Source organism: Streptomyces sp. F63, from assembly GCF_018070345.1.
In the GTDB taxonomy this organism is placed as follows: domain Bacteria; phylum Actinomycetota; class Actinomycetes; order Streptomycetales; family Streptomycetaceae; genus Streptomyces.
Window position 1 is genome coordinate 133,680 of record NZ_JAGPXX010000007.1, and the last position, 24,223, is coordinate 157,902.

Sequence of the window (24,223 nt, forward strand, 5' to 3'; positions counted from 1 at the left end):
GCGTGATGTCCGTACGCACGCCGGGACACGAACCCGGAGGTGCGGCGGGCGCAGGGTCCGGACCGCAGCCGGACCGAGGGACGCACGCCGGCGCCGCAGCCGGCGCAGCATCCGGCCGGGGACCCACCGGGGATCCCGGTCGTACCGAGCAGGCACCTGCCGGGCCGCCGGGGGACGGCGGTGGCCCGGCAGGTGCCGGAGGGCAGCCGTCACGCGGCAGCCGCAGAGAGAGGACGCGCAATGTACGACTTCATCATCGTGGGTGCGGGATCGGCCGGCTGCGTACTCGCCGCGCGGCTCAGCGAGGATCCGGACGCCCGGGTGCTGCTGCTGGAGGCCGGAGGGCCCGACGACGCGCAGGAGATCCACATCCCGGCGGCCTTCGGCAAGCTCTTCCGCACCAAGTACGACTGGGACTACCTGACCGAGCCCGAGCCGGGCCTGGGGAACCGCCGCCGCTATCTGCCGCGCGGCCGCATGCTCGGCGGCTCGTCGTCCATGAACGCCATGATCTACATCCGGGGCAACCGGCGGGACTACGACGGCTGGGCCGCCGCCGGGGCCGAGGGCTGGAGCTGGGAGGACGTTGTGCCGTACTTCCTGCGCTCCGAGGACCACCACGCCGGCGCATCGGAGTGGCACGGGGCGGGCGGGCCCCTCCCGGTCAACCCGGGCCGCTCCCGGAACCCGCTGATCGACGCGTTCGTCGCGGCGGCGAAGGAGGCCGGCCACCCGTACAACCCCGACTTCAACGGCCCCGAGCAGGACGGCGTCGGCTACTACGAACTCACCCAGCGGGGCGGCCTGCGGTGCAGCACCGCCGCCGCCTATCTGCGCCCCGCCCTGGACCGGCCCAATCTGGAGGTGCGCACCGGCGTCCAGTGCAACCGGATCCTCCTCGACGGCGACCGGGCCGCCGGGGTCGAGATCGACCTGGGCGGCGTCACCGAGGAACTGCGGTGCGCGCGGGAGGTCGTCCTCTGCGCCGGGGCCTACAACTCGCCGCAGCTCCTCATGCTCTCCGGCATCGGCCCCGCCGGCGAGCTCACCGCCCACGGCATCACCCCGCGGACCGACCTGCCGGTCGGCGAGAACCTCCAGGACCACCCGCACCTGGCCGTCGTCCACCTCACCGACACCGAGTCCCTGCTGACCGCCGAGACCCCGGACAACGTGCGGCTGCTGGAGACCGAGGGACGCGGACCCCTGACCTCCAACGTCGGCGAGGGCGGCGGCTTCTTCCGCACCACCGCCGGCCTCGACGCCCCGGACGTGCAGATCCACGCCGTCCCCGCGCTGTTCCACCAGGAAGGACTGGGAGCGATCACCGACCACGGCTTCCACCTCGGCGCCGTGCTGCTCGCCCCCACCAGCCGCGGCAGGGTCCAGCTCCGCTCCGCCCTGCCCAGCGCCAAACCGCGCATCCTGCACAACTACCTGACCACGGAGGAGGACCGGGCGACGGCCGTCCGCGCGCTGCGCCTGGTCATGGACATCGCCGGCCGGCCCGCGATGCGGGCGCACCACCGGGCGGACTTCCTCGCCCCCGACCCCGGCTGCGGCGACGACGACCTCCTCGCCTACGCGCGGCGCGAGCTGCAGACGCTGTACCACCCCGCCGGCACCTGCGCGATCGGGCCGGTCGTCGACCCGGAACTGCGCGTGCACGGGGTGACGGGGCTGCGGGTGGCCGACGCCTCCGTCATGCCGACCGTCGTCCGCGGCAACACCAACGCCCCCACGATCATGATCGCCGAGCGGGCGGCCGATCTGATCCGCGGCACCGCGGGCCCGGCCGGTGCGGCCACGTCCGCGGACGGCGCCGACGCGGCGGTGCACGTGGTCCGTACCGTGCCCCAGGGGCAGCCCGCCGATTCCCCCGCGCCCGTCCGTTCCGTGCGTCTGGTCGATCCGGCGTGACGCCGCCCCCCTTCCCGGCCCGCGGGGCCGCCCAAGCCGCCCGGCGGGGGCCGGTGATCGCACGACCTCTCGCCACGACCGGCACCCGTGGTTACTCTGCGAGTGGCCCGCCTTCCGGAACCGGGCCACGGCCCGACGCGGCGGGAGCCCTTATGACCGTCATCTCCCACGACTCAGGAGTGCACCGGCTGGCCGACGTCCTGCTGCCCGGGGTCGACCGGTTCGCCGGCCTGCTCGCCGACCGGATCGCGGTCGAGGAGGAGGCGTACCACGAAGGCGTGCCCGTCCCGTACGGCGAACTCCGCACGGCCTGCGCCGAGAACCTGCACTCCATGATCACCCAACTCGGCCGGGACACCCTGGACCTGCGGGTCCCCCGGGACACCGGCCGCTTCAAGGCCGAGCGCGGCGTGCCGCTGTCGGCGGTCACCCACGCCTACCGGCTCGCCGGCCGCTTCCTCTGGGAACGCGTCCTCGACGAGGCCGGGGACTCCGTTCCCCGGGAGATGCCGTACGCGGCCTCGGCGGTGTGGACGGTCAGCGATGCCTTCACCGACGCCGTGACCGGCGCGTACCGCGAGACCATGGCGGAGCGGGCCCACTGCGACCGCCAGGTGCGGAGCCTGCTGCTGGCGGCGCTCCTCGACGGCCGGCTGGACGAGGGCGCGCACCTGTGGGAGTGCGCCGAGGCACTGCGCCTGCCGGCCCGCGGCATCTTCGCCGTGGTGAGCTGCGAGAAGGCGCCGCCGTCGGCCGCCGGGCCCGGTCCCCGCCGCCTGCCCGCCGGCCGGCCGCCGCACGGCACGGCGGGCGCGGGCGGCGCGGGCGGCGCGGGCGGAGCCGGAACGGTGGAAGGAACCCTGCGCGCCCTCGGCGTCGCCTCGGTCTGGCGGCCGGAGGGCGATGCCCTGGTGGGACTGCTCTCCCTGGGGTCACCGCAGGCCCTGCCCGAGGTCGCCGGTCTCCTCCGGCGGCGCGGCACCGGCCGGGCCGGGGTGAGCGCCCTGTTCCACGGCCTGGAGCACGCGCCGGCCGCGCTCCGCCAGGCACGCCTGGCCTGTGCCTGCGCCGCGCCCGGCACCCGGGAGGTGTCCTTGTACGGCGACTCCCCGGTCGGGCTGATGGTCGTCAGCGCCCCCGACTCGGCCGAGCACGCCGTGCGGGAGGTGCTGAGCCCGGTCCTGGACCTGCCCGCGCACGAGCGGGAGGTACTGCTGGAGACCCTGGCCCAGTGGTTCGCCGTCGGCGGCTCCTCCACCGAGACGGCCGCCCGGATGTTCTGCCATCGCAACACCGTCACCCACCGGCTGCGCCGCGTACAGGAACTCACCGGCCGGTCCCCGGCCGACCCGGTGGGTGCCAGCGAGATCCATCTCGCTCTGGAGGCACGGCGGTTGCTGGCCGGACTGCCGAGCGGGCCGCCGGCGGTGGCGGTGGCGGATCCCGCCGGTTCCCTGCGTTCCGCGGATCCCGCCGGCCCGGCGGGTGCGGCCGGCCCGGCGGGAGCCGCGGGGCCGGTCGGTCCGGTCGGTCCGGGTTCGGTCAGTCCGATCCGTCCGGTCGGCTCGGACCGTTCCGGTCGGTCTCCGGGTCCGGCGGGGCGCTGACGCCCGGCCCGCGGGCGGGCCGGGACGCGGTACCCCGGAGGCAGATGTTCTTCCATGGGCTGCCGGGCTGCCGGGCTGCCGGGCTGCCGGGCTGCCGGGCTGCCGGGCTGCCGGGCTGCCGGGCTGCCGGGCCGCCGGGCCGCCGGGCCGCCCTGGGGCTGCCGGGCCGCGGGGCTGCGGGGCCGCCGGGGGCGACCGTCTCCCGGCCGGCCGGTCACCGCCGTGCCGGTCGGAGGCCGCCGGGCCCCGTGGCTCCCGGGCGGTGCGGGCGGCCGCCATCCGCGTGGGCGGCCCGTACGGGAGCGGTTCCGTACCCCGAGTTCCGTACCGCGGGCCCGAGCCGGTCCAGTCCGGGCCGCCCTCCGGCATCCGCGTGTGCCGCGCCGCGGCCCCGCGTGTCAGCCCCCTGCTCGTCCACCTCCCACACCACCGTGAACATCCCGAGCGAAAGAAGGCCCCGTCATGCCCACCCTCTCCGTCAACGGCACCACGCTCGCCTACGACGACGTCGGTCCGCGCGACGCCACCGCCCTCGTCTTCAGCCACTCCCTCTTCTTCGACCGGACGATGTTCCGCCACCAGGTCGAGCGTTTCTCCCGGGAGTACCGCGTCATCACCTACGACCACCGCGGACAGGGCGGGAGCGCGCCGTCCGCCGCCGCGTCCCTCGACATGGAGACCCTGTCCGAGGACGCGGCAGCGCTCATCGAGGCGCTCGGCGCCGGCCCCTGCCACGTCGTCGGGAACTCCCTCGGCGGCTTCATCGCCCTCCGGCTGGCGGCCCGCCGCCCCGATCTCGTACGCTCCGCGGCCGCGCTGGGATCCTCGGCGGAGGAGGAGCACAAGATTGCCGAATTCGACCCGCTGGTCCAGGAACTGCGGGCCAACGGCACGCGCAAGGTCGTGGACGCGGTCATGTACATCATGCTCGGTGACGCGACGCTGGCCGACCCGGAGAAGAAGGAGCTGCGCGAGCACTGGCGCGGGTACATCGAGCGGCTTCCGCCGTCCATCGGGGACGCCGCTCACGCGGTGGTGCACCGCAGGAGCGTGCTGGACGAGCTGAGCCGGGCGCGGGTGCCGGTCCTCGCCGTCGCGGGCGAGGAGGACCACGCGTACCCTCCGCCGCTCTCCGAGCGGATCGCGGAGACGGCGCCGGACGGCCGCTGCGCGGTGGTGCCGCGGGCCGGTCACTCGGTGGCGCTGGAACAGCCGGACCCGGTCAACGCGCATCTCGCCGCGCACTTCGCCGCGGTGGACGGCGCGTCCGGCCCGGGCGGCCGTCCGGGCGGCGTTACGCGCCGCCGTCGACCGGGCCCGCTCCGGCGCCGGTCAGGATGCGGACCTCCGCCTCGGTGAAGTCCGCGCCGCCCCGTTCGCGGGTGTCGAGGACCGACCCGAGCCAGCCCAGCAGGAAGCCGAGCGGTATCGAGACCACCCCGGGGTTGCTGATGGGGAAGAGCGCGAAGTCCGCGTCGGGCAGCAGCGAGGTCGGGGCACCCGACAGGGCGGGGGAGAACACCACCAGCAGCACGGAGGAGCCCAGGCCGCCGTAGATGCTGCACAGCGCGCCCTTCGTGGTGAAGCCCCGCCAGTACAGGCCGTACAGCAGGGCGGGCAGGATCGCGGACGCGGCGATGGCGAAGGCGAGGCCCACCAGGAAGGTGATGTTCAGGCCCTGCGCGAACAGCGACAGGCCGGTGGCGGTGAGGCCGATCAGCACCACCGCCGTTCTGGCCACCAGCAGTTCGCTTTTCTCCGACGCCTTTCCGCCGCGCAGGCCGATCTGGTAGAGATCGTGCGCCACCGCGGTCGCGGCGGCGAGGACCACGCCGGCGACCACGGCCAGGATGGTGGTGAAGGCGACGCAGGTGATCAGGGTGAGCAGGAAGGGGCCGCCGAGGAACTCGGCGAGCAGCAGCGTGGCGGAGTTTCCCGAGGCGCTGTCGGCCGTGACGGTGTTCCGCCCCAGCAGCGCCACCGCGCCGAACCCGATGAGCCCCGCCGTCAGGCAGAAGGCGCAGGTCAGCAGAGTCGCCCACAGGACCGAGCCGCGGGCCGCGCGGGCCGTCGGCACGGCTCCGAGCCGCATCAGCAGGTGCGGCAGCCCCGCGGCCCCCAGCACGACCGCCAACTGCAGGCTCAGCGCGTCGAGTTTGCTCACGCCGTTGTCCCCGTACCGCACGCCGGGCGCCAGGAAGTCAGCCCCCAGGCCGCTGTGCTCGGCGGCCCGGCGCAGCAGGCCGCCCGGATTCCAGCCGACCTCCGCCATGACGAGCAGGGCCAGCAGCCCGCCCCCGCCCAGCAGCAGGACGGCCTTCACGAGCTGCACGACGGTGGTCGCCCGCATCCCGCCGATCACCACATACGTGACCATGAGCAGGCCGAGCACGGCGACCACGATCTGCTGGGCCCCGGGGCCGGACAGGCCCAGGATCGGCGCGGCCAGCGCCCCGGCGCCGACGAGCTGGGCGACCAGGTAGACCAGGCAGACGGTCACGGTGGCGACGCCCGCCGCCCGGTGCACACGGCGTGGCCGCAGCCGCCGGGCCAGGCTGTCGCCGATCGTGAACCGCCCGGTGCTGTGGAACGGTTCGGCGATCAGCAGCGCGATGAGGATCCAGGCGACGATCGGCCCCAGCAGGTACGGGAGGCCGTCGTACCCGGTCAGGGCGACCAGACCGGGCGTGCCGAGCAGGGTCGCCGCCGACATGTAGCCGCCGAAGAGGGCGACGCCGTTCCCGGCCGGGCTGAGCCGACCGTCGCTGACGTAGAAGTCGCCCGGGGTGACCCGGTCCGTCGTCACCCAGATCGCCAGGAACAGCGCGCAGGAGACGAAGGTCGCGAAGACGGTCAGGACGGGGAAGGAGCCGGAGTCGGCCACGTTGAGCGCAGTGGTCACCGGACCTCCCCCTGACCCTGGTGGAAGGCGCGCAGCCGGTCGGCGTCCGGGTCGAGTTCGGTCCGGGCGTACCGGGTGTACCAGAGGGCGGCCCAGACGGCGGTGGCGCACTGGGCCAGACCGAGGAGGAGGCCCACGTTGAGCGGTCCCGCGACCTGCGTGCCCATCAGATCTCGGGCGTGGTTCGCCAGGAGCGCGGTGAGCAGGTAGAGGGCCGTGACGGTTCCGGTCACCCGGAACAGCGGGCGCCGGCGGGCGGCCCGCAGCCGGGCCATCCGCGGATCGGCCTGGAGCTGCTCGTACACCGACGGGCGGCCGTGGCGGCCCGCCTCGCCCACGGGGGCGAACGCGCCGGCCGGGCCGAAGCCGCCGGGGCCGTACGCGGTGCCCGGGCCGTACGCGGGTTCACCAGGACCGGAAGTGCCGCCGCGGGCGGAGCCGCCGCTGTGGGCGCCCCCGTCCCCGCCGCCGTACCCGCCGCCCGGTCCGTGACCGCCGTCGCGGGGTCCGCCGCCCGGTCCGGACGCGCTGTCGTAGGGTCCGCCGCCCGGTCCGGACGCGCTGTCGTAGGGTCCGCCGCCCGGTCCGGACGCGCCGCCGCGCCAGTCCTCCGCGCCGCTCCCGCTCCGGCCCGCGGACCCGCCGCGTCGGGGCGGCGGAAAGGCCGCCGTCACGCCTCTCTCCCCCGCGGCGCGGCGGTACGGGTGGCGGCCGGGCGCGACTCCGGGCGCCCGCCGACGAGGTCCGCCTTCAGCACACCGTCCGCGTACCGCTTGCGCAGCTCCTTCTTGTCGAACTTGCCGACCGAGGTCTTGGGCACCTCCGCCAGCACGACCCAGCGCTCCGGGAGCTGCCACGCCGCGACCTTCCCGGCGAGGAAGCCGCGCAGCTCCTCGGGCCCGGCCGTGCCGCCCTCCCGGAGCACGACCGTGGCCAGGGGACGCTCGCCCCACTTGTCGTCGGGGACACCGACCACGGCGGCCTCGGCCACGCCGGGGTGCGCCATGAGGTGGTTCTCCAGCTCGACGGAGGAGATCCACTCCCCGCCGGACTTGATCACGTCCTTGACCCGGTCGGTGAGGGTGAGGAAGCCGTCCGGGGTGATCGTTCCCACATCGCCGGTGCGCAGCCAGCCGTCGTGGAACTTCTCCGGGTCGTCGTCGAGGTAGTACGAGCCGGTGATCCACGGGCCGCGGACCTCCAGCTCGCCGACGCTCTTCCCGTCCCAGGGCAGCTCGGACCCGTCCAGGCCGGTCAGCCGCGCCTCCACCGGAGCCGGGAACCGGCCCTGGCTGAGCCGGTGGCGCCAGGCCTCCTCGCCCTCGGCCCCCTCCGGCTCACGGGCCAGCGCGCCCAGCGGCGACACCTCGGTCATGCCCCAGGCGTGCAGCAGCCGGATGCCCAGCTCCTCCTCGTAGGTGCGCATCAGCGAGGGCGGGCAGGAGGAACCGCCCACGACGGCCTCCTCCATGCTGGAGATGTCGGCCTCGGGGTGCTGCTGGACGTGCGTGGCCAGGCCCTGCCACACCGTGGGCACACCGGCTCCCTTGTTCGGCCGGGAGGCGGCGATGAACTCCGCGAGGGGCGCCGGGGCCAGGAACCGGTCCGGCATGGCGAGCGAGGCGCCGGTCAGGAACGCCGCGTACGGCAGGCCCCAGGCCTGGGCGTGGAACTGCGGGACGATGACCAGGAGGCGGTCCCGGCCGGAGATGTCCATGGTGTCGGGCAGGCTGATGCCCAGGGAGTGCAGGTACAGCGACCGGTGGCTGTAGACGACGCCTTTGGGGTGACCCGTGGTGCCGGAGGTGTAGCACATGCCCGCCGCCCGGCGCTCGTCCAGGTCCGGCCAGTCATAGGTCCCGGGCAGGCCCTCCAGCAGCCGCGCGTAGTCGTGCACGGTCACCCCGGCGCCGGACAGGGCCGAGGTGTCCCCCTCGCCGTTGACGACGACATGCCGCACGGTGCGCATCTCCGGCAGCAGCGGGGCGAAGACCGGCAGCAGCGAGGCGTCGACGATGACGACGGTGTCCTCCGCGTGGTTGGCGATATACGTGAGCTGCTCGGGGAAGAGACGGATGTTCAGCGGGTGGATCACGGCGCCCATGGCGGGCACGGCGAGATATGCCTCCACGTGCTCCTGGTTGTTCCACATGAAGGTGGCGACCCGGTCGCCCTCCCGCACGCCGAGGGCGGACAGGGCGTGGGCGAGCCGGGCCGCGTTCCGGCCCACCTGCGCATACGTGGCGCTCCTGGTGCCGGTCCCGGTGGCAGTGGCGGTGGCAGTGATCACCTCGCTGCCGCCGTGCAGTCGCGTGCCGTTCTCCAGCAGCCTGCGGATCAGCAGCGGGACGTCCTGCATGGTGCTGGTGACGAGGGGATTGGGCATGTCCGTGGGAATCCTCGGCTCGGTGGTGTCGAATCGTGCGGTGGCGTCACGCGGCGTCACGCGTCCGCCGGGGTGGGTGGCGTGATCCTGCGTTCCGGGCCCGCGGCCGCGTAGCTCCAGGGAGAGGTCTGACTTCGGAGGTCTCCATCCGGAGATGTCTGCCGGCGGGGCTCCGGGTGACGATGTCGTCAGCGGAGGAGAGGGCGGTGCTCGCTCCTGGTCCGTTCCACGGGGAGCGACTTAGCATGAAAAATGTGGCAGTCAACAAGCGGAATCCGCCGTCGCCGGATCTTCTGTTCGAGCTCACCGAGGGCTACAGCCAGGTCCTCGCGCTGCTCGACCAGTCGCTCGCGATGCGCCGGATCGCCGATGACGTGCCCGAGCTCAGCGGCGTCGACGTGGCCTGGGTGGGCGAACCCGAGGGCGACGGCCAGATCGTGCTGGGCCACTGTGTGAACACGCGGACGCCCGCCGTGAACGGCCTGGTCGTCCCGGCGGGCTGCGGACTCGGCGGACAGGTCATGATCCGGCGCCGCCCGCTGTGGGTCAGCGACTACCGCCACTCCGACACCATCACCCACCACTTCAACGCCCAGGCCGAGACGGAGGGGCTGGGCGCCATGATCGCCGTGCCGGTGTCCCACGAGGGCCGCCTGCTGGGCGTCCTCTACGGGGCCAACCGGGAGACCGCCCCGTTCGGCGACCGGACGGCGGAGGCCCTCCAGCAGGCCGCCAGCCGGGCCGCGGCCGCCGCCGTGGTCGCGGAGCGGGCCCGCCACGCGGCCGAGGTGGCGGTCCACGAGGAACGGCGCCGGCTCGCCCTGGAGCTCCACGACACCGTGGGGGCCATGCTGTTCTCCATCGGCGCCGGCATCCGCACCCTCGTCGACGAACTCCCGGCGGAGGACGCCCGGCACGCCCGCCTCAGCGACTTGGAGGACCAGGCCCTCCAGGCCACCGCCGCGCTGCGCGGCTCCCTCGACATGCTGAGCGCGCCACCGGAGCAGGTCGCCCTCGGCGTCACGCTGCGCGGTGACTGCCGTGCCTTCCAGGAGCGCACGGGGATCATCGCCCGGCTCATCACCGTGACCGAGGTGCCCGGCCTGTCGTCCGCACAGATCAAGGCGCTGGCCGACGTCACCCGGGAGGCGCTGCTCAACGTCGAGAAGCACGCGCGGGCCCGCTCCGTCGTGGTCAGCGTCTTCACGCTGTCCGGGGGCGTGTGCGTGACCATCGCCGACGACGGCGTCGGGTTCCCGCCGGGCGGGCGGGGCTCCGGCGGCCTCGGGCTGTCCACCATGTCGGAACGCCTGGAGCGGCTCGGCGGCCGGGCCCACTTCGGCCGCAACGAGGACGGCGGCGTCACCGTCCGGGCGTGGGTGCCGGCGTGAGCGATCCCACTGTCCGGGTGCTCGTCGTGGACGACCACCCGATCGTCCGCGACGGGGTCGCCCTCGTCCTGGGCACCACCTCCTGGATCACCGTCTCCGGCTACGCCGGCTCCGGACGCGAGGCGGTCGTCGAGGTCGAGCGGCTGAAGCCGGACGTCGTCCTGCTCGACCTGCGCCTCCCCGACATGCTCGCCCCCGAGGTGATCCGCGAACTGCGCTCCCGTGTCCCCGGCGTCAAAGTGGTGATCTTCACCGCCTATCCGGAGCACGCCGCGCTGGAGGACGCGCTGGAGGCCGGGGCGCACGCCGTCGTCGTCAAGGACGCGGAACGGTCCGACCTCGTGGACGTCATCCGCCGGGTCAACGCCGGTGAACGGGTCGTGCGGACCAGCCCCGACCGCCTCCTGGAGGTCCTGCTGGCCGGCCGTCTCCAGAAGAGCGGACTGACCCGCCGCGAGTACGAGATCCTGCGCAGGGTGGCGATGGGCGAGACCAACCCGGAGATCGCCGGCGCCCTCGGACTGACCCGCAACACGGTCAAGACCTATCTTCAGCGGACCCTGGAGAAGCTGGGCGCGCGCAACCGGATCGAGGCGCTGGCCCGCGCCAGTGAGCGGGGGATCCTCTAGCGCGGGGCCTCCCTACCCGGTGACCCGGCCGCGCCCGTCCGCGGACGCCGATCGCCTGCGCGGTCGTGCGCCTGCGGGCGAGATCCCTGATCTCCTCCGGCAGCGCGGCGGCGGCCGGCAGCCGTGGCAGCAGCTCCGGTTCACGCGTCACGGCGCGGAGGACGAGCGCGGCGGTCACCTCGTGGGCGGGACGGTGCACGCCGCACCGCGGAGTCTCAGACGGTACGGTTCGGCGCCCCCGGTCGCGACACCTTTCCCGGGCACCGCCCCGCCCCCTGCCGCACCGCGGAGTCTCAGCGGAAGACCTTGGCGAGGCGGAGCAGTCCCTCGCGGATCTCCTCCGGGGTGTGGGTCGTGAACGACATCCGCAGCGTCGCCGGGTCCGGCGGGCCCGCGTGGAACGGGGCCCCGGGAACGTAGGCGACGTCGTGGGCCACGGCTTCGCGGAGGAGGGCCGTCGCGTCGTGGCCGCCGGGGAGCCGGACCCAGAGGAACATGCCGCCCCCGGGACGGTTCCAGGTGCTGCCGTCCGGAAGGGCGGAGGGCAGCCCGTCGAGCAGGGCGTCGCGGCGGGTGCGGTAGGCGGCGCGGACACGCGCCAGATGGGCGTCCAGATCGGCGTCGGCCAGGTAACGCGCCGCGGCCGCCTGGTCGACGGTGGAGGAGTGCAGGTCGAGGGCCTGCTTGGCGATCACGCAGGCGCGGCGCAGCGCCGCGGGGGCGCGAAGCCAGCCGAGCCGCAGACCCGGAGCCATGATCTTGGAGAAGCTGCCGAGCAGGACGGTGCGGTCGGCGGCCGCGCCGAGGGACGCGATCCACGGCACGGAGCTGCCCTCGAACCGCAGCTCGCCATAGGGGTCGTCCTCCACGATCCACAGGCCGTGGCGCCGCGCGGTGTCCGCGACGGCCTGCCGGCGCCCGGCGGGCAGCGTGCGGCCGGTGGGGTTCTGGAAGGTGGGGACGAGGTAGAGCGCCTTCGGCCGCTCGCGGGCCACCCGTTCCTCCAGCGCGTCCGGGTCGACGCCGTCCTCGTCGGAGGGCACCGGTACCACCCGCGCGCCCGCGAGGCCGAAGCACTGCAGTGCCGCCAGGTAGGTGGGGTCCTCGACGAGCACGGTGTCCCCGGGCTCCAGCAGTGTCGTCGCGAGGAGCGTCAGCGCCTGCTGGGAACCGGCCGTGATCAGCAGGTCGTCCGGCCCGGTCGGCAGTCCGCGGACTCCGAGCCGGTCCGCGACGGCCGCGCGCAGCGCCGGGTCGCCCTCGGTCGTCGAGTACTGCAGGACGCGCTGCGGCGCCTCGGCCAGGACGTGGTCGTAGGCGGCCCGCAGCCCTTCGGCGTCGAAGAGCTCCGGCGCCGGCAGCCCGCCCGCGAACGAGATCACCTCGGGCCGTGCGGTGAGCGCGAGGATCTCGCGCACGGGCGACGAGCCGACCGACGCGGCGCGGCGGGCGAGGGCGGGAGGCGGGGCGGGGGACCGGGCTGCTCGGCTCGTCATGGCCGAAGCGTAGGGGGGATCGGTGTGGTGTACAGCTACTTTCCGGTATGTGGACGGCTTCCGGTTTCCGGCCCCTGGCCCGGGGCCGTCGCCGGCTCCGGCTCGGGTCCGCGGCGGCTCTCGGTCGCCACCGGTGTCCGGGTTGCCGCCCGGCGTCCGCCCGGCGACCGGCCCGGCGCCCGGTGCGGGCGCTCCCGCCGCGGGCGGGACCCTTGCCGGGAAAGGGGCCCGGAAGACCCATGTGCCGGGTGGGCGCGCGGGCTACGGTCGCGCGGGTGGGGGAGAGAACGAGTGGTCGAAACCCCGAGGAGGAGACGGTCCCGGTGAACCGCCGACGTGATCTGCCGCTGGTGTACTCCTGCTCCGGCTGCTCCAGCGCCGCCCAGATGACGAACTGGCTCGCCGTTCAGCTCGACCGGCGCGGGATCGCCGAGATGTCCTGCATCGCGGGTGTCGGCGGTGACGTGCCGAGTCTGGTGCGGAAGGCCACGAGCGGGCGCCCCGTCATCGCCATCGACGGCTGCGTGCTGCAGTGCGCCCGGAACTGCCTCGCACGGCACGGGGTGACGCCCACCGTGCACCACCTGCTCAGCGACGACGGGGTGCGCAAGAGGCTCGGTGAGGACTTCGACCCCGAGCAGGCCGAGCGGGTGCTGGCCGGGCTCGTCACCCGGCTCGCTCCGGCACCGGCGGAAGAGAGGGAATGCGATGCGTACGGTGCGGAAGCCGGCCGGTAGCGCCGGGACGGGCCGGACGGGGAACCCGGGGGCCGTGGTGCCGCGGGACGCGGACCCCGCGGCCACGGCCCGCACGGGTACGGCCCCGGAGGGCCGGGCCCGGACAGGGCCGGGCCCGTCGGACCCGGCCAAGGCGGCGGGCTCCACGGCGAGGCCGGACAGGACCGGGCCGGAGGGAGCGGCGCCGGGCAGGGCGAAGCCGACGGCGGCCCGGCCGGCCCCGGCCGGTTCCGTCCCCGCGCGCCACGGGCCGCGGCCCCGGCGGAAGAAGCGCGGGCAGTGGGTGCCGCCGCAGCACGGCGCGTGGGCGATGCTCCTGCTGCCGTATCTGGCCGGGCTGCTCACGGCCGGATACGCCTGGCCGGACCTGCCGCTGCTGGTCGCGTGGATCGCCGGCTATCTGCTGTCGTACTTCGCCCTGCTCGCCGTGAAGACGCGCCGCCCCGCCCGCTATCGCGACCAGCTCCTCGCCTACGGGCTGACGGCCCTGGCCGCCGGAGCCGTGGTCCTCGCCGCACGACCCCAACTCGTCTTTTACGCACCCGTGTTCGCGCTGGCGCTCGGCGTCAACGGGTTCTTCGCCTCCCGCCACGACGACCGCGCCCTGGTGAACGGACTGGTCTCCGCCGCGGCCGCGACGCTGATCCTGCCCGTCGTGGTGAGTGTCGCGGGCGGCTCCCCGTGGGAAGCTGGCGGGACGTTCACCGTCGTCCTGCTCTACCTCGCCGGGACCGTCCTCTTCGTCAAGAGCTGCATCCGCGAGCGGGGCAACCGGGCGATGTACTCCGCCTCCGCCGCCTTCCATGCGATCGCCCTGGCGGTGGCGGCCTGGATCGCCCCCGTGCACGCCGTGGTGTTCGGCTGGTACCTGCTCCGTGCCGTCGCCCTGCCCCGGCGCCGGATGACGCCGTTCCGGCTCGGCCTGGTGGAGATCGCCGGCTCGCTGCTGATCCTGCTCTCGGTGGCCCTGGCGGCCTGACGGCCGGCACCGGGGCCGCGGCGGTGCGCCTTCGCGTACGGACCCGCGGCGGGCGGGCCGGGTGAGGCGCCCGGTGGCGGAGGAACCCGGGAGGCGGACCGGCGGACCGGCGGACCGGCGGTCAGGGCTGGGGAGCTGCCGCGCGGTCCAGGTCCATGCTCAGGTCCAGGTGCGGGAGGTGGTGCCCGAAGCGCTCGCGTTTGGCGACGAGGTACGCCAGATTCTCCTCGCGCGGCGGTATCAGCAGCGGGACCTGCTCGGCGATCCCGATGCCGTGCCGGAGCAGGGCGTCGCGCTTGAGCGGGTTGTTCGACATCAGGCGGACGGAGCGGACGCCGAGGTCCTGCAGCATCTCCGCCGCCGCCCGGTAGTCGCGGGCATCGGCCGGGAGGCCGAGGGCGAGGTTCGCCTCCATGGTGTCGAGGCCCTCCGCCTGCAGGGCCATCGCCTTGAGTTTGGCCAGCAGGCCGATGCCGCGGCCCTCGTGTCCCCGGAGGTAGATGAGCACACCCCTGCCCTCGGCCACGATGGCGCGGAGCGCGGCGGAGAGCTGGTCACCGCACTCGCAGTGCTTCGAGCCGAAGGCGTCTCCCGTCAGGCACTCCGAATGCAGGCGGGTGAGGGCGCCCTCGCCCTCGATATCGCCGTGGACCAGCGCTATTTGCTCGTCGCCGCGAATGCGGTCCAGGTAGCCGACGGCGAGGAATTCGCCGTGCTCGGTGGAAAGCTGGACCTGTGCCACACGTTCGACACCGGGAGCGAGAGCACTGTCGCGGTATGCGACATCACTGTCTGTCATGGCTCGATCCTATCGGTAAGACCCTGGCGGTGGAATCGGAAACGGTGAGAAAGTATCAACTGGTTTTGTTGTTCGTCACGTTCGGTCGTTGGATTCGTGATTTCCGCGTAGGCTGCTCGCGTTGACGGCACGCGGTGTCCGTTCCGTGCGGTGCGGGTCCGTCCCGGACCGGGGTTCCGCCGCGGCCGTGTGGTGCCGGAGGAATACTGAAAGGGCCGGGAAACATGAGTGGTTCGAGGACGGGGCTGCCCGCTTCGGGACTGTTGCCGCTGGACACGACGGAGGACGTGGGGAACCGGGGCGCGGCCGTCGCCGTGCTCCCCGTCGGGAGCTTCGAGCAGCACGGACGCTTCCTTCCCCTGGTCACGGACACGGTGGTGGCCTGTGCCGTCGCCCAGGAGATCGCGGCCGCGCACCCGGTGCGGCTCCTGCCGCCGGTGACGGTCTCCTGCTCGCACGAGCACGCCGACTGGCCCGGCACGGTGAGCATTTCCGCCGCCACGCTGTACGCCGTGGTGAAGGACATCGCGGAATCGCTGCGCCGTTCCGGGGTCACCCGGCTGGTACTTGTCAATGGGCACGGCGGAAATTATGTGCTGCGCAACGTCGTTCAGGAGTCGGCCGGCAGCGGCACCCGCATGGCGCTTTTCCCCGGCCCGGGCGACTGGGACGCCGCACGGGAGAGGGCGGGGATGGAGACCTCCTCGCGCAGCGATATGCATGCGGGCGAACTCGAGACCTCCATCCTTCTGCATGCTCATCCGGAGCTCGTGCGCCCCGGTTATGAGAGTTCTGATTGGCTCTCCGATGACCGTCAGCATTTGCTCACTCTCGGTATGCGGCCTTATACCGGTTCCGGTGTGATCGGCCGGCCCTCAAGGGCTTCGGCGGAGAAGGGGAAGAAATTGCTGGCCGGGCTTGTGGATTCCTTCGGTGAATACCTTTCGGTGCTGGCTTCCGGGGAATGGGCCGCCGAGCCGCCGAGTCCGGCGCAGCCCCGGCCCGGTTCCGGGGAACGGTCCGGTGACGGCGCCGGGGCCGGGCGGGGGGCGCTGTGACGGCGGCAGGCGCGGACCGCGGCGCGGAGCGGGGCGGAGAGCCGGGCGCGGGCGCGGGTGTGGGCGCGGGTGTGCTGGACGCATCAGAAGCCTGGCAGCGGTTGTGCGGTGTCCGGAGTGAGGCGGACGCCGAAGCCGCCGGACTGGTCGCGGACGCGGACGGCCTGCGCCGGTGGCCGCACGCCTCGCCCGGCGCGGCCCTCCTCGCCGAGCGCTATCTGCCGCTCTGCCTCGCCGGTCCCCGCTTCACCTTCGCGCAACTGGGGCAGAGCCTGGACGGGTTCATCGCCAGCCGCACCGGCGACGCCGACTACGTCACCGGCGAGGAGGACCGCGCCCACCTGCACCGCCTGCGCGCGCTCGCCGACGCCGTGGTCGTCGGCGCCGGCACCGCCGCCGCGGACGATCCCCGGCTGACGGTCCGCGCCTGCGCGGGCCGCAACCCGGTGCGCGTCGTCCTCGACCCGCACCGCCGCGTGCCACCGGGGCTCCGGGTGTTCACCGACGGCGAGGCGCCCACCCTGTGGGTGGTGGGCGGCGACGGGGAGCACGGGGAGTACGGGGGGCACGGGGAGCACGGCCATCCCGGCGGCGGCGGCCAAGTGGATGTGCTCGTCCTCCCCGACAGCGCCGCGTTCGCCCCCCGCCGCCTGGTGCACGAGCTGGCGCGGCGCGGGCTCGGCCGTGTCCTGGTCGAGGGCGGCGGCGTCACCGTGTCGCGGTTCCTCCACGAGCGCGCGCTGCACCGGCTCTATGTGACCGTGGCGCCGGTCCTGCTCGGCGACGGCGTCCCCGGTCTCCGCTTCACCGGCCCGGAACTGATGCGCGACGCGCTCCGCCCGCCGGTCCGGCGCGCCGTCCTCGGCGAGGACACGCTCTTCGAACTCGACCTGCGGGCGCCGCAGTCCGGCCAGCCACTGGGCCAGCAGCACTCCGACACCGGGCAGGCTCGCGGCGAAGGACAGCAGCCCGTAGACGACGGCGACCGTCAGGCCCTGGGCGGCGCCCAGACCCGCGGCACCGAACGCCCATGCGGTGGCGCCCTCACGGGGACCCCAGCCCGCGACGTTCAGCGGTAGCGCCATCGCGAGCAGCGCCAGCACCATCAGGGGCAGCAGCTCGGCCGCCGGGGCCGTCGCCCCGGCGGCCCGGGCGGCCAGCAGGAACATGCCCAGATACCCGGCCAGGACGACGGCCGACGAGACCACCACACCCGGCCAGCTGCGGCGGCTCAGCAGTCCGAGCCGCGCCTCCGTCAGCGTGGTGCGCAGGGCACGGCCCCAGCGCGAGCCGCCGGCCCGCGCCCCGCCGCCGGCGAGCGTCCCGCCGGACGCCGCACCCGCACCCGCCCCCGCGTCCGCGTCCGCCGTGCCGCCCGGCCGGAGCCGGCGCCGGAGGACGACCGGCACGATCACCGCTCCGGCCACGCAGAGCGTCAGCACGGCTTCCGGCGCCGTGACCACGCGCCAGGCGGACCGGCCTGCCTCGGCCAGGGCCGCGGACGGCTGCGCGATCAGCAGCGCCACGCCCACCGCCACCAGCACGCCCTGCCCCGCGCACCGTTCGAGGACGACCGCGCGGACGCCCCGGCCGACGTCGCCGGAGCTCCGCCCGTGCCGCACCGCGCGGTGCACGTCGCCCAGGACCCCGCCGGGCAGCGCGGCGTTGAGGAACAGCGAGCGGTAGTAGTCGGCGACCGCGTGGCCCAGCCGCAGCCGGATGCCCAGGCCCCGGGCCACCAGACACCAGCGCCAGGCACTGAACACGGTGGTCAGCAGGCCCAGGCCGAGCGCGGCCAGCAGCGTCGTGCCGTCCAGCCGGCGCAGCCCGTCCAGGAAGGCGCCGGTGCCCAGCTGCCACAGCAGGACGGCCAGGATGGCCAGTCCGCCGATCATGCCGAGGCGGCCCCGGACCGCGCGGGGGATCACGGCGTGCCGCCCGTCGGCGGGGCGGGGAGCGCCAGCAGATCGCCGTGGTGGACGACGGCCCGGAGACCGTCCGCCGCGCACAGCTCCAGCCGGTCCCGCAGATACGTATCGGCGGACTCCGCGAGCTCCGGGCGCTGTTCGACGGCCGCGCCGACCCAGCCGCGCAGCCACTCCGCCGCCAGCGCGGCACCGTAGCCGCCGGGACCCAGCCGCCACGGGCTGGCCTCGGTGCGCACGGTCAGGCCGTGGCGCGTGAAGGCGTCGGCGGCCTCCGCGACGGCGTCGGGGCCGAGGAGCCGGCGGCCGTCCACGGCGCGGCGCTGATGGGCGTTGAACGCCTCGGTGATCCGCTGGTCCAGCGGGTCGGCCGGGGTGAGCTCGACGCGCCCGGCGACCGACAGCACCAGCAGCGCCGGGCAGCCGGCGGCGGCACAGGCCGCGGCGAGCGCGTCCAGCTCCTCGCGGGTCAGCAGGTCGAGCAGGGCGGAGGCGGTGACGAGCGCGGTGCCCGCGAGGACATCGGCGGTCAGCAGGGTGGCGTCACCCTGCCGGGTCTCGACCGTGACGGGACTGCCGTCGGCGGCCGTGCGCGGCATCCGCGCGGCGGCCAGCTCCAGCAGCTCCGGGTCGTGGTCGTGGAGGATCCAGTGCTGCGGGCCGGGCAGCCGGGGGGCGAGCCAGCGGCTCATGGAGCCGGTGCCGCAGCCGAGGTCGCGGATCACCACGGGGGCGCCCGGCCCCGGGCCGGCGCCCGGCCCCGGGCCGGCGCCCGGCCCCGGCTGCCCATCCTGCTCCGGCCGTCCGGACCGGCCCCGGTCCCGGTCTCCGTCCCAGTACCGGCGCAGCGGGACGAGGAGTTGCTGGGCCCGTGCGGCGGCATCGGCGCCCTCCCGCAGGGCCAGCCATTCCGGGGCGTAGCGGGGTGTGCAGTCCCCGTCCCCGTCCCCGTCCCCGTCCCCGTGCCCGGTGCCGGGCCCGGCACCGTCCAGGCTTCCGTTGCCGGTGGGGCCCGCCGGCGCCGTGTCAGCGGCTGCTGTCGTGTCAGCAGTCGTGTCAGCGGCCGTGGTTTCGCGCACGCTCTCCGTCTCCGTCTCCGTCTCAGCAGGCATGGACCCTCCGGGGTTCCGTGCGGAGCCGGAGCTCCTCCAGCACCGCGGCCAGACTGCGCGCGGTCGTCTCCCACCCGGCCAGCGCGGTGCGCCGGCGTCGCGCGGCTCTCCGCCACCGGTCGCGCACATCCGGCTCGGAGAGCCAGCGCCGCAGGGCGGCCGTGAGCACCGCGGGTTCGTCCGGCGGGACGAGAGCGCCCGGCCGGCAGCCGTCGGGCGTGTGGCCGACGGCCTCCGGCACGCCGCCGACGGCCGTCGCCAGGACGGGCACACCGCGCCCGAGCGCCTCGGTCACCGCCATGCCGTACGTCTCGGCGTACGAGGTCAGGACGAACAGGTCGGCGGCGGCGTACCGCGCGTTCAGCGCGGCGCCGGTGCGGGGGCCGGTGAGCCGCACCCGGCTGCCGAGGCCGAGGTCGGCGATCAGCTCCCGGAGCCGGGCCACATAGCCGGGGTCGTGGTCCAGGCCGCCGACGAGTTCGCAGCTCCACGGCAGGTCGGTGACACCGGCCAGGGCCTCGACCAGCCGGTGCTGCCCCTTGCGCGGGGTCACCGAGGCCACGCAGAGCAGGCGCGGGGCGCTCGCCTCCGCGGCGCTCCCGGCGCTCCCGGTGCTCCCTGCGCCCCCGTCACGCCCGGCCTTCCCGGCCTTCCCGGCCTTCCCGGCCTTCCCGGCCTTCCCGGCCTTCCCGGCCCGCCGGCCGTCGTCCGTGCCCGGCGCCAGGGGAGCGATGTCCGCCCCGGGCGCGGCGGCGTGCACGCGGGCGGGCGCGAGCCCGTGCTGCTCCACCAGCCTGCGGGCGGCCCACTCGCTGGTGGCGACGACGGCGGACACGGCCCGCAGGGTCTCCCGCTCCCCGGCGTCCAGGGCGGCGGCCGTCTCCGGGGCGAGCCCGGTCTCGTCGCCCAGCGGAAGGTGCAGCAGCACCGCCAGGCGCAGCCGTTCGGCCTCCGGGACGACGATCTCGGGCACGGCGCAGGCCACCAGCCCGTCCAGCAGGACGAGGCCGCCGTCCGCCTGTTCCCGCAGCAACCGGGCGAGTCCGGCGCGCGCGCCGGGGCCCGGCCGGGGCCAGCCGCCGTCGACGGCCCGGGGGTGCACCTGCCAGCCGAGGCGGGGCAGATCGCGGCAGATCCGGAGGTCGTAGACGTTGCCCCCGCTCGGCGCGGAGGAGTCGGCCACGCCTCCGGGCATCACCACGTGGACCGAGCGCGCGGGCAGCGTGGCGGTGGCGGCCCCGTTCACAGCGCACGCTCGTAACTCGCCCAGGCGATATGGGATTCATGGAGGGTGACGGAGATGCCGCTCAGGCCGCGGGCGCCCTCGCCGAGGGCCCCGGCGTGCACCTTGGCGGCCAGCCGGTCGGCGATGACCTTGGCCAGGAACTCCGTGGAGGTGTTGACACCGGTGAACTCGGGCACCTCGTCGAGATTGCGGTAGTTGAACTCCCCGACGACGGCGTTCAGTTCGCGGGTGGCCAGGCCGATGTCGACGACGATGTTGTCGGCGTCCAGGTCGGTACGGCGGAAGGTGGCGTCCACGAGGAACGTCGCTCCGTGCAGACGCTGGGCGGGTCCGAAGACCTCGCCGCGGAAGCTGTGAGCGACCATCAGGTGCTCACGGACGGTGACGCTGAACAACGACCGACCTCCAGGTCCTCGGGGCTGTGCGGCCCGCTGCCGGGCTGTGCCATGCAGTACGGCCGGAGCGTAACTCCTGTTCAAAGCCGGGGACGAGGAGAATGCGGCCGTCACCGCACGGCGGCGGCGACGCCGCGCGGCGACGGCGACGGTGACGCCGGGCGCCCCGCGCGCGAGGGCGCGCGGGCGGTTGCACGGCGCGGCTCACACGGGACGGTTCACGCGGGACGCTTCACGCCGGACGGTTCACGCGGGCGTGTCGTACCGGACGCGGTGGCACAGCCCCGGCAGCTCACCGGACGCGATGCGCGCGAGCGTGGACGGCAGGTCCTCGAAGGCGCATTCGCCGGAGACGAGGGCGTCGAGGGCCGGGTCGGCGAGGAGGTCGAGCGAGAGGGCGAGCCGGTCGGCGTAGGTGCGGCGGGAGGCGCGGGCGGGCGAGACCGTCCCCACCTGGCTGCCGCGCAGCACCAGCCGGCGGGAGTGGAACGCCTCGCCGAGCGGCAGGGCGACCCGCCGGTCGCCGTACCAGCTGAGCTCCAGCACCGTGCCCTCCGGGGCGAGGAGTTCCAGGGCGCGCGTCAGCCCGGCCTCGCTGGCGCTGGCGTGGACGACGAGATCACAGTCGCCCAGGGCGTCCCCGGGGAGGGCGAACCCGGTGCCCAGCGCTTCGGCGACGGCGGCGCGCGACGGATCGGCGTCCACCAACTGGACGCGGACGCCCGGGAAACGGGCGAGCAGGGCGGCGACGGAGCAGCCGACCATACCGGCCCCGATGACGGCGATCCGGTCGCCGACCAGCGGTGCCGCGTCCCACAGGGCGTTCACCGCCGTCTCCACCGTGCCGGCCAGCACGGCGCGGGCGGCGGGGACCGTGTCCGGCACCGGGGTCACGGCGCTCGCCGGGACGACGTACCGGCTCTGGTGCGGGTAGAGGCAGAACACCGTCCGGCCGAGGAGGCGCTCCGGCCCCTCCTCGACGAGGCCGACGCTGAGATAGCCGTACTTGACGGGCCCGGGGAACTCGCCCTCCTGGAACGGTGCCCGCATCGCGGTGTGCTGGCTCTCCGGCACACCGCCGCGGAAGACCAGGCTCTCCGTGCCGCGGCTGACGCCCGAGTAGAGGGCCCGCACGACGACATCACCGCGGCCCGGCTCGGGCAGGGGGACGTCCCGTATCTCCCCGTGGCCGGGCGAGTTGAGCCAGAAGGCGCGGGCGGTGCGCGGCATCGGCGTCCTCCTGCTGAACGCTGGGGGTTCGGCTCACGTTGTTAAACGCGAGGCCGCACACGGTACGCGGCCGCCCCGACTCTGCCACAGGGTCATACCCGGGCGACCCGGCCGCGGCGGTCACGGACACAGTGGGTACGGCAAACCAGCAGATACAGCGGATACAGCGGATACAGCGGGAGGATGCGCGGTGGCCCTGAGCGACCTTTGCGAGACGAGGCTCTTGCGCCAGGAGACGACCGCGGGGGCGGGCGCGCAGATCCTTCTGCTGGTCCTCCTCGACACGGCCGTCGGACTGGGGCTCGCGGGCTGGCTGGCGGGCCTCGCCGTCACAGCCGGCACCTGGGTCCTGCTCACCCGCGCCCTGCACCGGTCCTGGCCGCCGAGGCCCTTCGGCCCGGCCAACGCCGTCACCCTGGCCCGTACGACGCTCGTCGGGGGCGTCACCGCCCTCGTCGCCGACGCCTTCACCGGGCCGGTCCCGGTGGCCGCGCTCGTCGTGCTGACGGCGGTCGCGCTGAGCCTGGACGCGGTGGACGGGCAGGTGGCCCGGCGCACGGGGACGGCCTCGCCCCTCGGGGCGCGTTTCGACATGGAGGTCGACGCCTTCCTGATCCTGGTGCTCAGCCTCTACGACGCCATGGCGCTGGGCGGCTGGGTCCTGCTGATCGGCGCCATGCGCTACGGCTTCGTCGCCGCGGCGCGGGCCATGCCGTGGCTGAACGGGCCGCTGCCGCCGAGCATGGCCCGCAAGACGGTGGCCGCGCTGCAGGGCGTACTGCTGCTCGCGGCGGCCTCCGGACTCCTTCCGTACGCGGCCGCGTACGGAACGGTGCTGGGGGCGCTGGCGCTGCTCGTGTGGTCCTTCGGCCGGGACATCGGCACGCTGTGGCGGTTCCGGGTCCGCGAGGGCGACGCCCCGGTCGGGGAGAACGGCGGCGGCGCGGCGGCGAGGGGCAGGGCCCGCAGCGGCGCCCGGCCCGTGGCCGTACGGGGCGCGGCGGCGGAGAGCGTCTGAGACCGGATTCACCGGGTTGTGATCTTCCGAGGTCAGGGCTGTAGCGGCGGATGTCCGCCATGACGCGGTAGTGGCCGCATCGTTGCGCCGACTGCCGAGCCGGGTGGAGGGGAAAGTCAGTACGTGATGACCAGACGGACGGATGGCTTGTCGATGACGTGTCCGCCGACCAGCCCCTCGTCGGGCGTTCCTGTCGGATAGGCGATGACCGACGGCGGCTGGGTGCGGTCGTCGTTCCAGGCGCGCAGCTGTACCCCGAGTCGCTCGGCCAGTTCCTGGCCGGCCGGCCCGTACCCGGCGGCGCCCAGCCGATACCGCTTGCTGCCCTGAACGTCCACCGGTTCGAGAACCAGGTACGCCAGGGAGTCGCCTTTGACCAGGGCAGGGCTCAGTGCGGGGATGGCCGGGCGATGGAGGCCGGCGGCGCCGGCGAAGGCCTCGGGGCGGACGGTGATGCGGCAGGTCGCCGGGTCCACGGCGCTGAGGCGGAGCCAGATCCCGTCGAGCGGTTCGTCCGGTGCGACGGCGGCATTGGTCCACAGGAGGTGTTCCTTCGCCTCGGCCAGGCTTTTGCGCAGGCTGGGCGCATGGATGGGCTGGTCGGCGTCCCAGTACAGCTTGACCAGGTGGTCCTCGTCGACGTAGCCCTCACGCTCGCCGTCCTGGCCGATCATCGGCAGGAAGCCGCACGTGGCCAGGGACTCCGAGCGCAGGCGGTCGGCTTCGCGGACGAAGGCGATGCTGCGGGTCAGGCCGCGCCAGCGCAGCGGAAGCACCAGGCGGCCACCGATGGCCAACTGATCCCACCACGGTGCGGGCAGGTCCCAGACGCCGACGGTGGCGATCAGCCGGTCGAACGGTGCGTATTCGGGGGCTCCGAGGGCGCCGTCGCGGGTGAGGACCCGCACGTCGCTGAAGCCGGTCGCGTCGAGCCGCTGCCGTGCGTGGGCGGCGACGTCCTCGTGGTAGTCCAGCGTGGTGACGTTCCCGGTCGGGCCGGTGAGGTGTCGCATGAGCGCGGCGTTGTAGCCGGTGCCCGCGCCGGCTTCCAGGATGTTGTCGCCCGGCTGGATGCCCAGCTGGGCGAGCATGAAGAAGACAACGTCGGGTTGTGAGGCGCAGCTGAGGGGCAGGGCGTCGGGGTCCGGGTTGTCCTTGATCGTTACGGCCTGGTTGGCGTAGGCCAGTTCCAGGGATGTCTGGGGAATGAAGTCGTGCCGGGGGACCGTGCGCATCGCGTCCTCGACCCGGGCGTCGTAGAGGCCGGGGAGGCCGGCCTTCACGATCCGGTCGACCAGGCGGTTGCGCACTTCCTGCGGAGTGCTGTGCTCAGTCATACATGTCCTTCCGGGAGGCCCCGGCTCGTCCTGGGCGGAGTGCGGGCAGAGCCTAG

Annotated in this window: 19 protein-coding genes and 2 pseudogenes; 10 read left to right on the top strand and 11 right to left on the bottom strand. The window is 74.6% G+C overall.

The annotated features are described in order from the left end of the window. The first annotated feature begins 240 nt into the window (after positions 1-240). The 3 genes from KBZ10_RS10465 to KBZ10_RS10475 all read left to right on the top strand — a co-directional run bounded on the left by KBZ10_RS10465 (position 241) and on the right by KBZ10_RS10475 (position 4,886). Positions 241-1,920 carry a GMC family oxidoreductase gene (locus tag KBZ10_RS10465; protein ID WP_210987259.1) on the top strand — a complete coding sequence of 560 codons (1,680 nt, stop codon included), beginning with the start codon at positions 241-243 and terminating at the stop codon, positions 1,918-1,920. A 152-nt stretch (positions 1,921-2,072) separates the two neighbouring features. Then, positions 2,073-3,527 carry a CdaR family transcriptional regulator gene (locus KBZ10_RS10470; protein WP_210987260.1) on the top strand — a complete coding sequence of 485 codons (1,455 nt, stop codon included), beginning with the start codon at positions 2,073-2,075 and terminating at the stop codon, positions 3,525-3,527. A gap of 462 nt (positions 3,528-3,989) precedes the next feature. Next, the gene (locus tag KBZ10_RS10475; RefSeq protein WP_210987261.1) at positions 3,990-4,886 is read left to right on the top strand and encodes an alpha/beta fold hydrolase; all 897 of its coding nucleotides are present in this window, start codon (positions 3,990-3,992) and stop codon (positions 4,884-4,886) included. Here the strand turns inward: KBZ10_RS10475 and KBZ10_RS10480 are convergent. The 3 genes from KBZ10_RS10480 to KBZ10_RS10490 all read right to left on the bottom strand — a co-directional run bounded on the left by KBZ10_RS10480 (position 4,822) and on the right by KBZ10_RS10490 (position 8,815). Then, on the bottom strand, positions 4,822-6,429 hold the full coding sequence (locus KBZ10_RS10480; protein ID WP_307847326.1) for a cation acetate symporter: 1,608 nt from the start codon (positions 6,427-6,429) through the stop codon (positions 4,822-4,824). The genes KBZ10_RS10475 and KBZ10_RS10480 overlap by 65 nt on opposite strands. Further along, complete coding sequence (locus KBZ10_RS10485) at positions 6,426-6,767, bottom strand: DUF485 domain-containing protein (protein ID WP_210987262.1); 342 nt, start codon at positions 6,765-6,767, stop codon at positions 6,426-6,428. The genes KBZ10_RS10480 and KBZ10_RS10485 overlap by 4 nt, the downstream gene beginning before the upstream one ends. Positions 6,768-7,099: 332 nt before the next feature. After that, positions 7,100-8,815, bottom strand: a complete 1,716-nt coding sequence (locus KBZ10_RS10490; protein ID WP_210987263.1) for a long-chain fatty acid--CoA ligase — start codon at positions 8,813-8,815, stop codon at positions 7,100-7,102. A 254-nt stretch (positions 8,816-9,069) separates the two neighbouring features. On the opposite strand from KBZ10_RS10490, the gene KBZ10_RS10495 reads away from it, so the two are divergent. Further along, the gene (locus KBZ10_RS10495) at positions 9,070-10,206 is read left to right on the top strand and encodes a GAF domain-containing protein (RefSeq protein WP_210987264.1); all 1,137 of its coding nucleotides are present in this window, start codon (positions 9,070-9,072) and stop codon (positions 10,204-10,206) included. Next, on the top strand, positions 10,203-10,835 hold the full coding sequence (locus KBZ10_RS30260; RefSeq protein ID WP_210987265.1) for a response regulator transcription factor: 633 nt from the start codon (positions 10,203-10,205) through the stop codon (positions 10,833-10,835). The genes KBZ10_RS10495 and KBZ10_RS30260 overlap by 4 nt, the downstream gene beginning before the upstream one ends. Positions 10,836-11,128: 293 nt before the next feature. Here the strand turns inward: KBZ10_RS30260 and KBZ10_RS10505 are convergent, their stop codons facing one another. Beyond that, positions 11,129-12,331, bottom strand: coding sequence for a PLP-dependent aminotransferase family protein (locus tag KBZ10_RS10505; RefSeq protein WP_210987266.1), 1,203 nt, complete (start codon positions 12,329-12,331; stop codon positions 11,129-11,131). 323 nt (positions 12,332-12,654) lie between these two features. Here KBZ10_RS10505 and KBZ10_RS10510 point away from each other — a divergent pair, with 323 nt between their 5' ends. Together KBZ10_RS10510 and KBZ10_RS10515 are read left to right on the top strand one after the other, a co-directional pair. After that, entirely contained in the window at positions 12,655-13,068 is a 414-nt protein-coding gene (locus KBZ10_RS10510; protein WP_210987267.1) for a putative zinc-binding protein, read from the top strand. A gap of 283 nt (positions 13,069-13,351) precedes the next feature. Next, positions 13,352-14,047: a YwiC-like family protein gene (locus KBZ10_RS10515; RefSeq protein WP_210987268.1), complete on the top strand. Its 696-nt coding sequence runs from the start codon at positions 13,352-13,354 to the stop codon at positions 14,045-14,047. Positions 14,048-14,168: 121 nt separating this feature from the next. On the opposite strand, the gene ribA is transcribed toward KBZ10_RS10515, so the two are convergent. Further along, complete coding sequence (gene ribA / locus KBZ10_RS10520) at positions 14,169-14,846, bottom strand: GTP cyclohydrolase II (RefSeq protein ID WP_210987269.1); 678 nt, start codon at positions 14,844-14,846, stop codon at positions 14,169-14,171. Between the two features lie 224 nt (positions 14,847-15,070). Here ribA and KBZ10_RS10525 point away from each other — a divergent pair, with 224 nt between their 5' ends. After that, a complete protein-coding gene (locus KBZ10_RS10525) occupies positions 15,071-15,904 on the top strand; it encodes a creatininase family protein (RefSeq protein ID WP_210987270.1) in 834 nt (277 codons plus the stop codon). 71 nt (positions 15,905-15,975) lie between these two features. Then, a pseudogene (locus KBZ10_RS29280) lies at positions 15,976-16,635 on the top strand (RibD family protein); the annotation flags it as partial. 168 nt (positions 16,636-16,803) lie between these two features. On the opposite strand, the pseudogene KBZ10_RS29285 reads toward KBZ10_RS29280, so the two are convergent. From KBZ10_RS29285 to KBZ10_RS10550, 5 genes and pseudogenes are all read right to left on the bottom strand, one after another. After that, positions 16,804-17,799, bottom strand: a pseudogene (locus KBZ10_RS29285) (lysylphosphatidylglycerol synthase domain-containing protein); the annotation flags it as partial. A 29-nt stretch (positions 17,800-17,828) separates the two neighbouring features. Then, on the bottom strand, positions 17,829-18,941 hold the full coding sequence (locus tag KBZ10_RS10535; protein ID WP_210987271.1) for a class I SAM-dependent methyltransferase: 1,113 nt from the start codon (positions 18,939-18,941) through the stop codon (positions 17,829-17,831). Continuing rightward, a complete protein-coding gene (locus KBZ10_RS10540; protein ID WP_210987382.1) occupies positions 18,931-20,136 on the bottom strand; it encodes a glycosyltransferase family 4 protein in 1,206 nt (401 codons plus the stop codon). The genes KBZ10_RS10535 and KBZ10_RS10540 overlap by 11 nt, the downstream gene beginning before the upstream one ends. Positions 20,137-20,183: 47 nt before the next feature. Then, on the bottom strand, positions 20,184-20,582 hold the full coding sequence (locus KBZ10_RS10545) for a 6-carboxytetrahydropterin synthase (RefSeq protein ID WP_210987272.1): 399 nt from the start codon (positions 20,580-20,582) through the stop codon (positions 20,184-20,186). Positions 20,583-20,828: 246 nt separating this feature from the next. Next, positions 20,829-21,812, bottom strand: coding sequence for a zinc-binding alcohol dehydrogenase (locus KBZ10_RS10550; RefSeq protein WP_210987273.1), 984 nt, complete (start codon positions 21,810-21,812; stop codon positions 20,829-20,831). 190 nt (positions 21,813-22,002) lie between these two features. Between KBZ10_RS10550 and KBZ10_RS10555 the strand changes: the two genes are divergently transcribed. After that, positions 22,003-22,830: a CDP-alcohol phosphatidyltransferase family protein gene (locus tag KBZ10_RS10555; RefSeq protein ID WP_210987274.1), complete on the top strand. Its 828-nt coding sequence runs from the start codon at positions 22,003-22,005 to the stop codon at positions 22,828-22,830. Between the two features lie 116 nt (positions 22,831-22,946). Here KBZ10_RS10555 and fxlM read toward each other — a convergent pair whose 3' ends face one another. Continuing rightward, a complete protein-coding gene (gene fxlM / locus KBZ10_RS10560; RefSeq protein WP_210987275.1) occupies positions 22,947-24,167 on the bottom strand; it encodes a methyltransferase, FxLD system in 1,221 nt (406 codons plus the stop codon). Between the last annotated feature and the right edge of the window lie 56 nt (positions 24,168-24,223).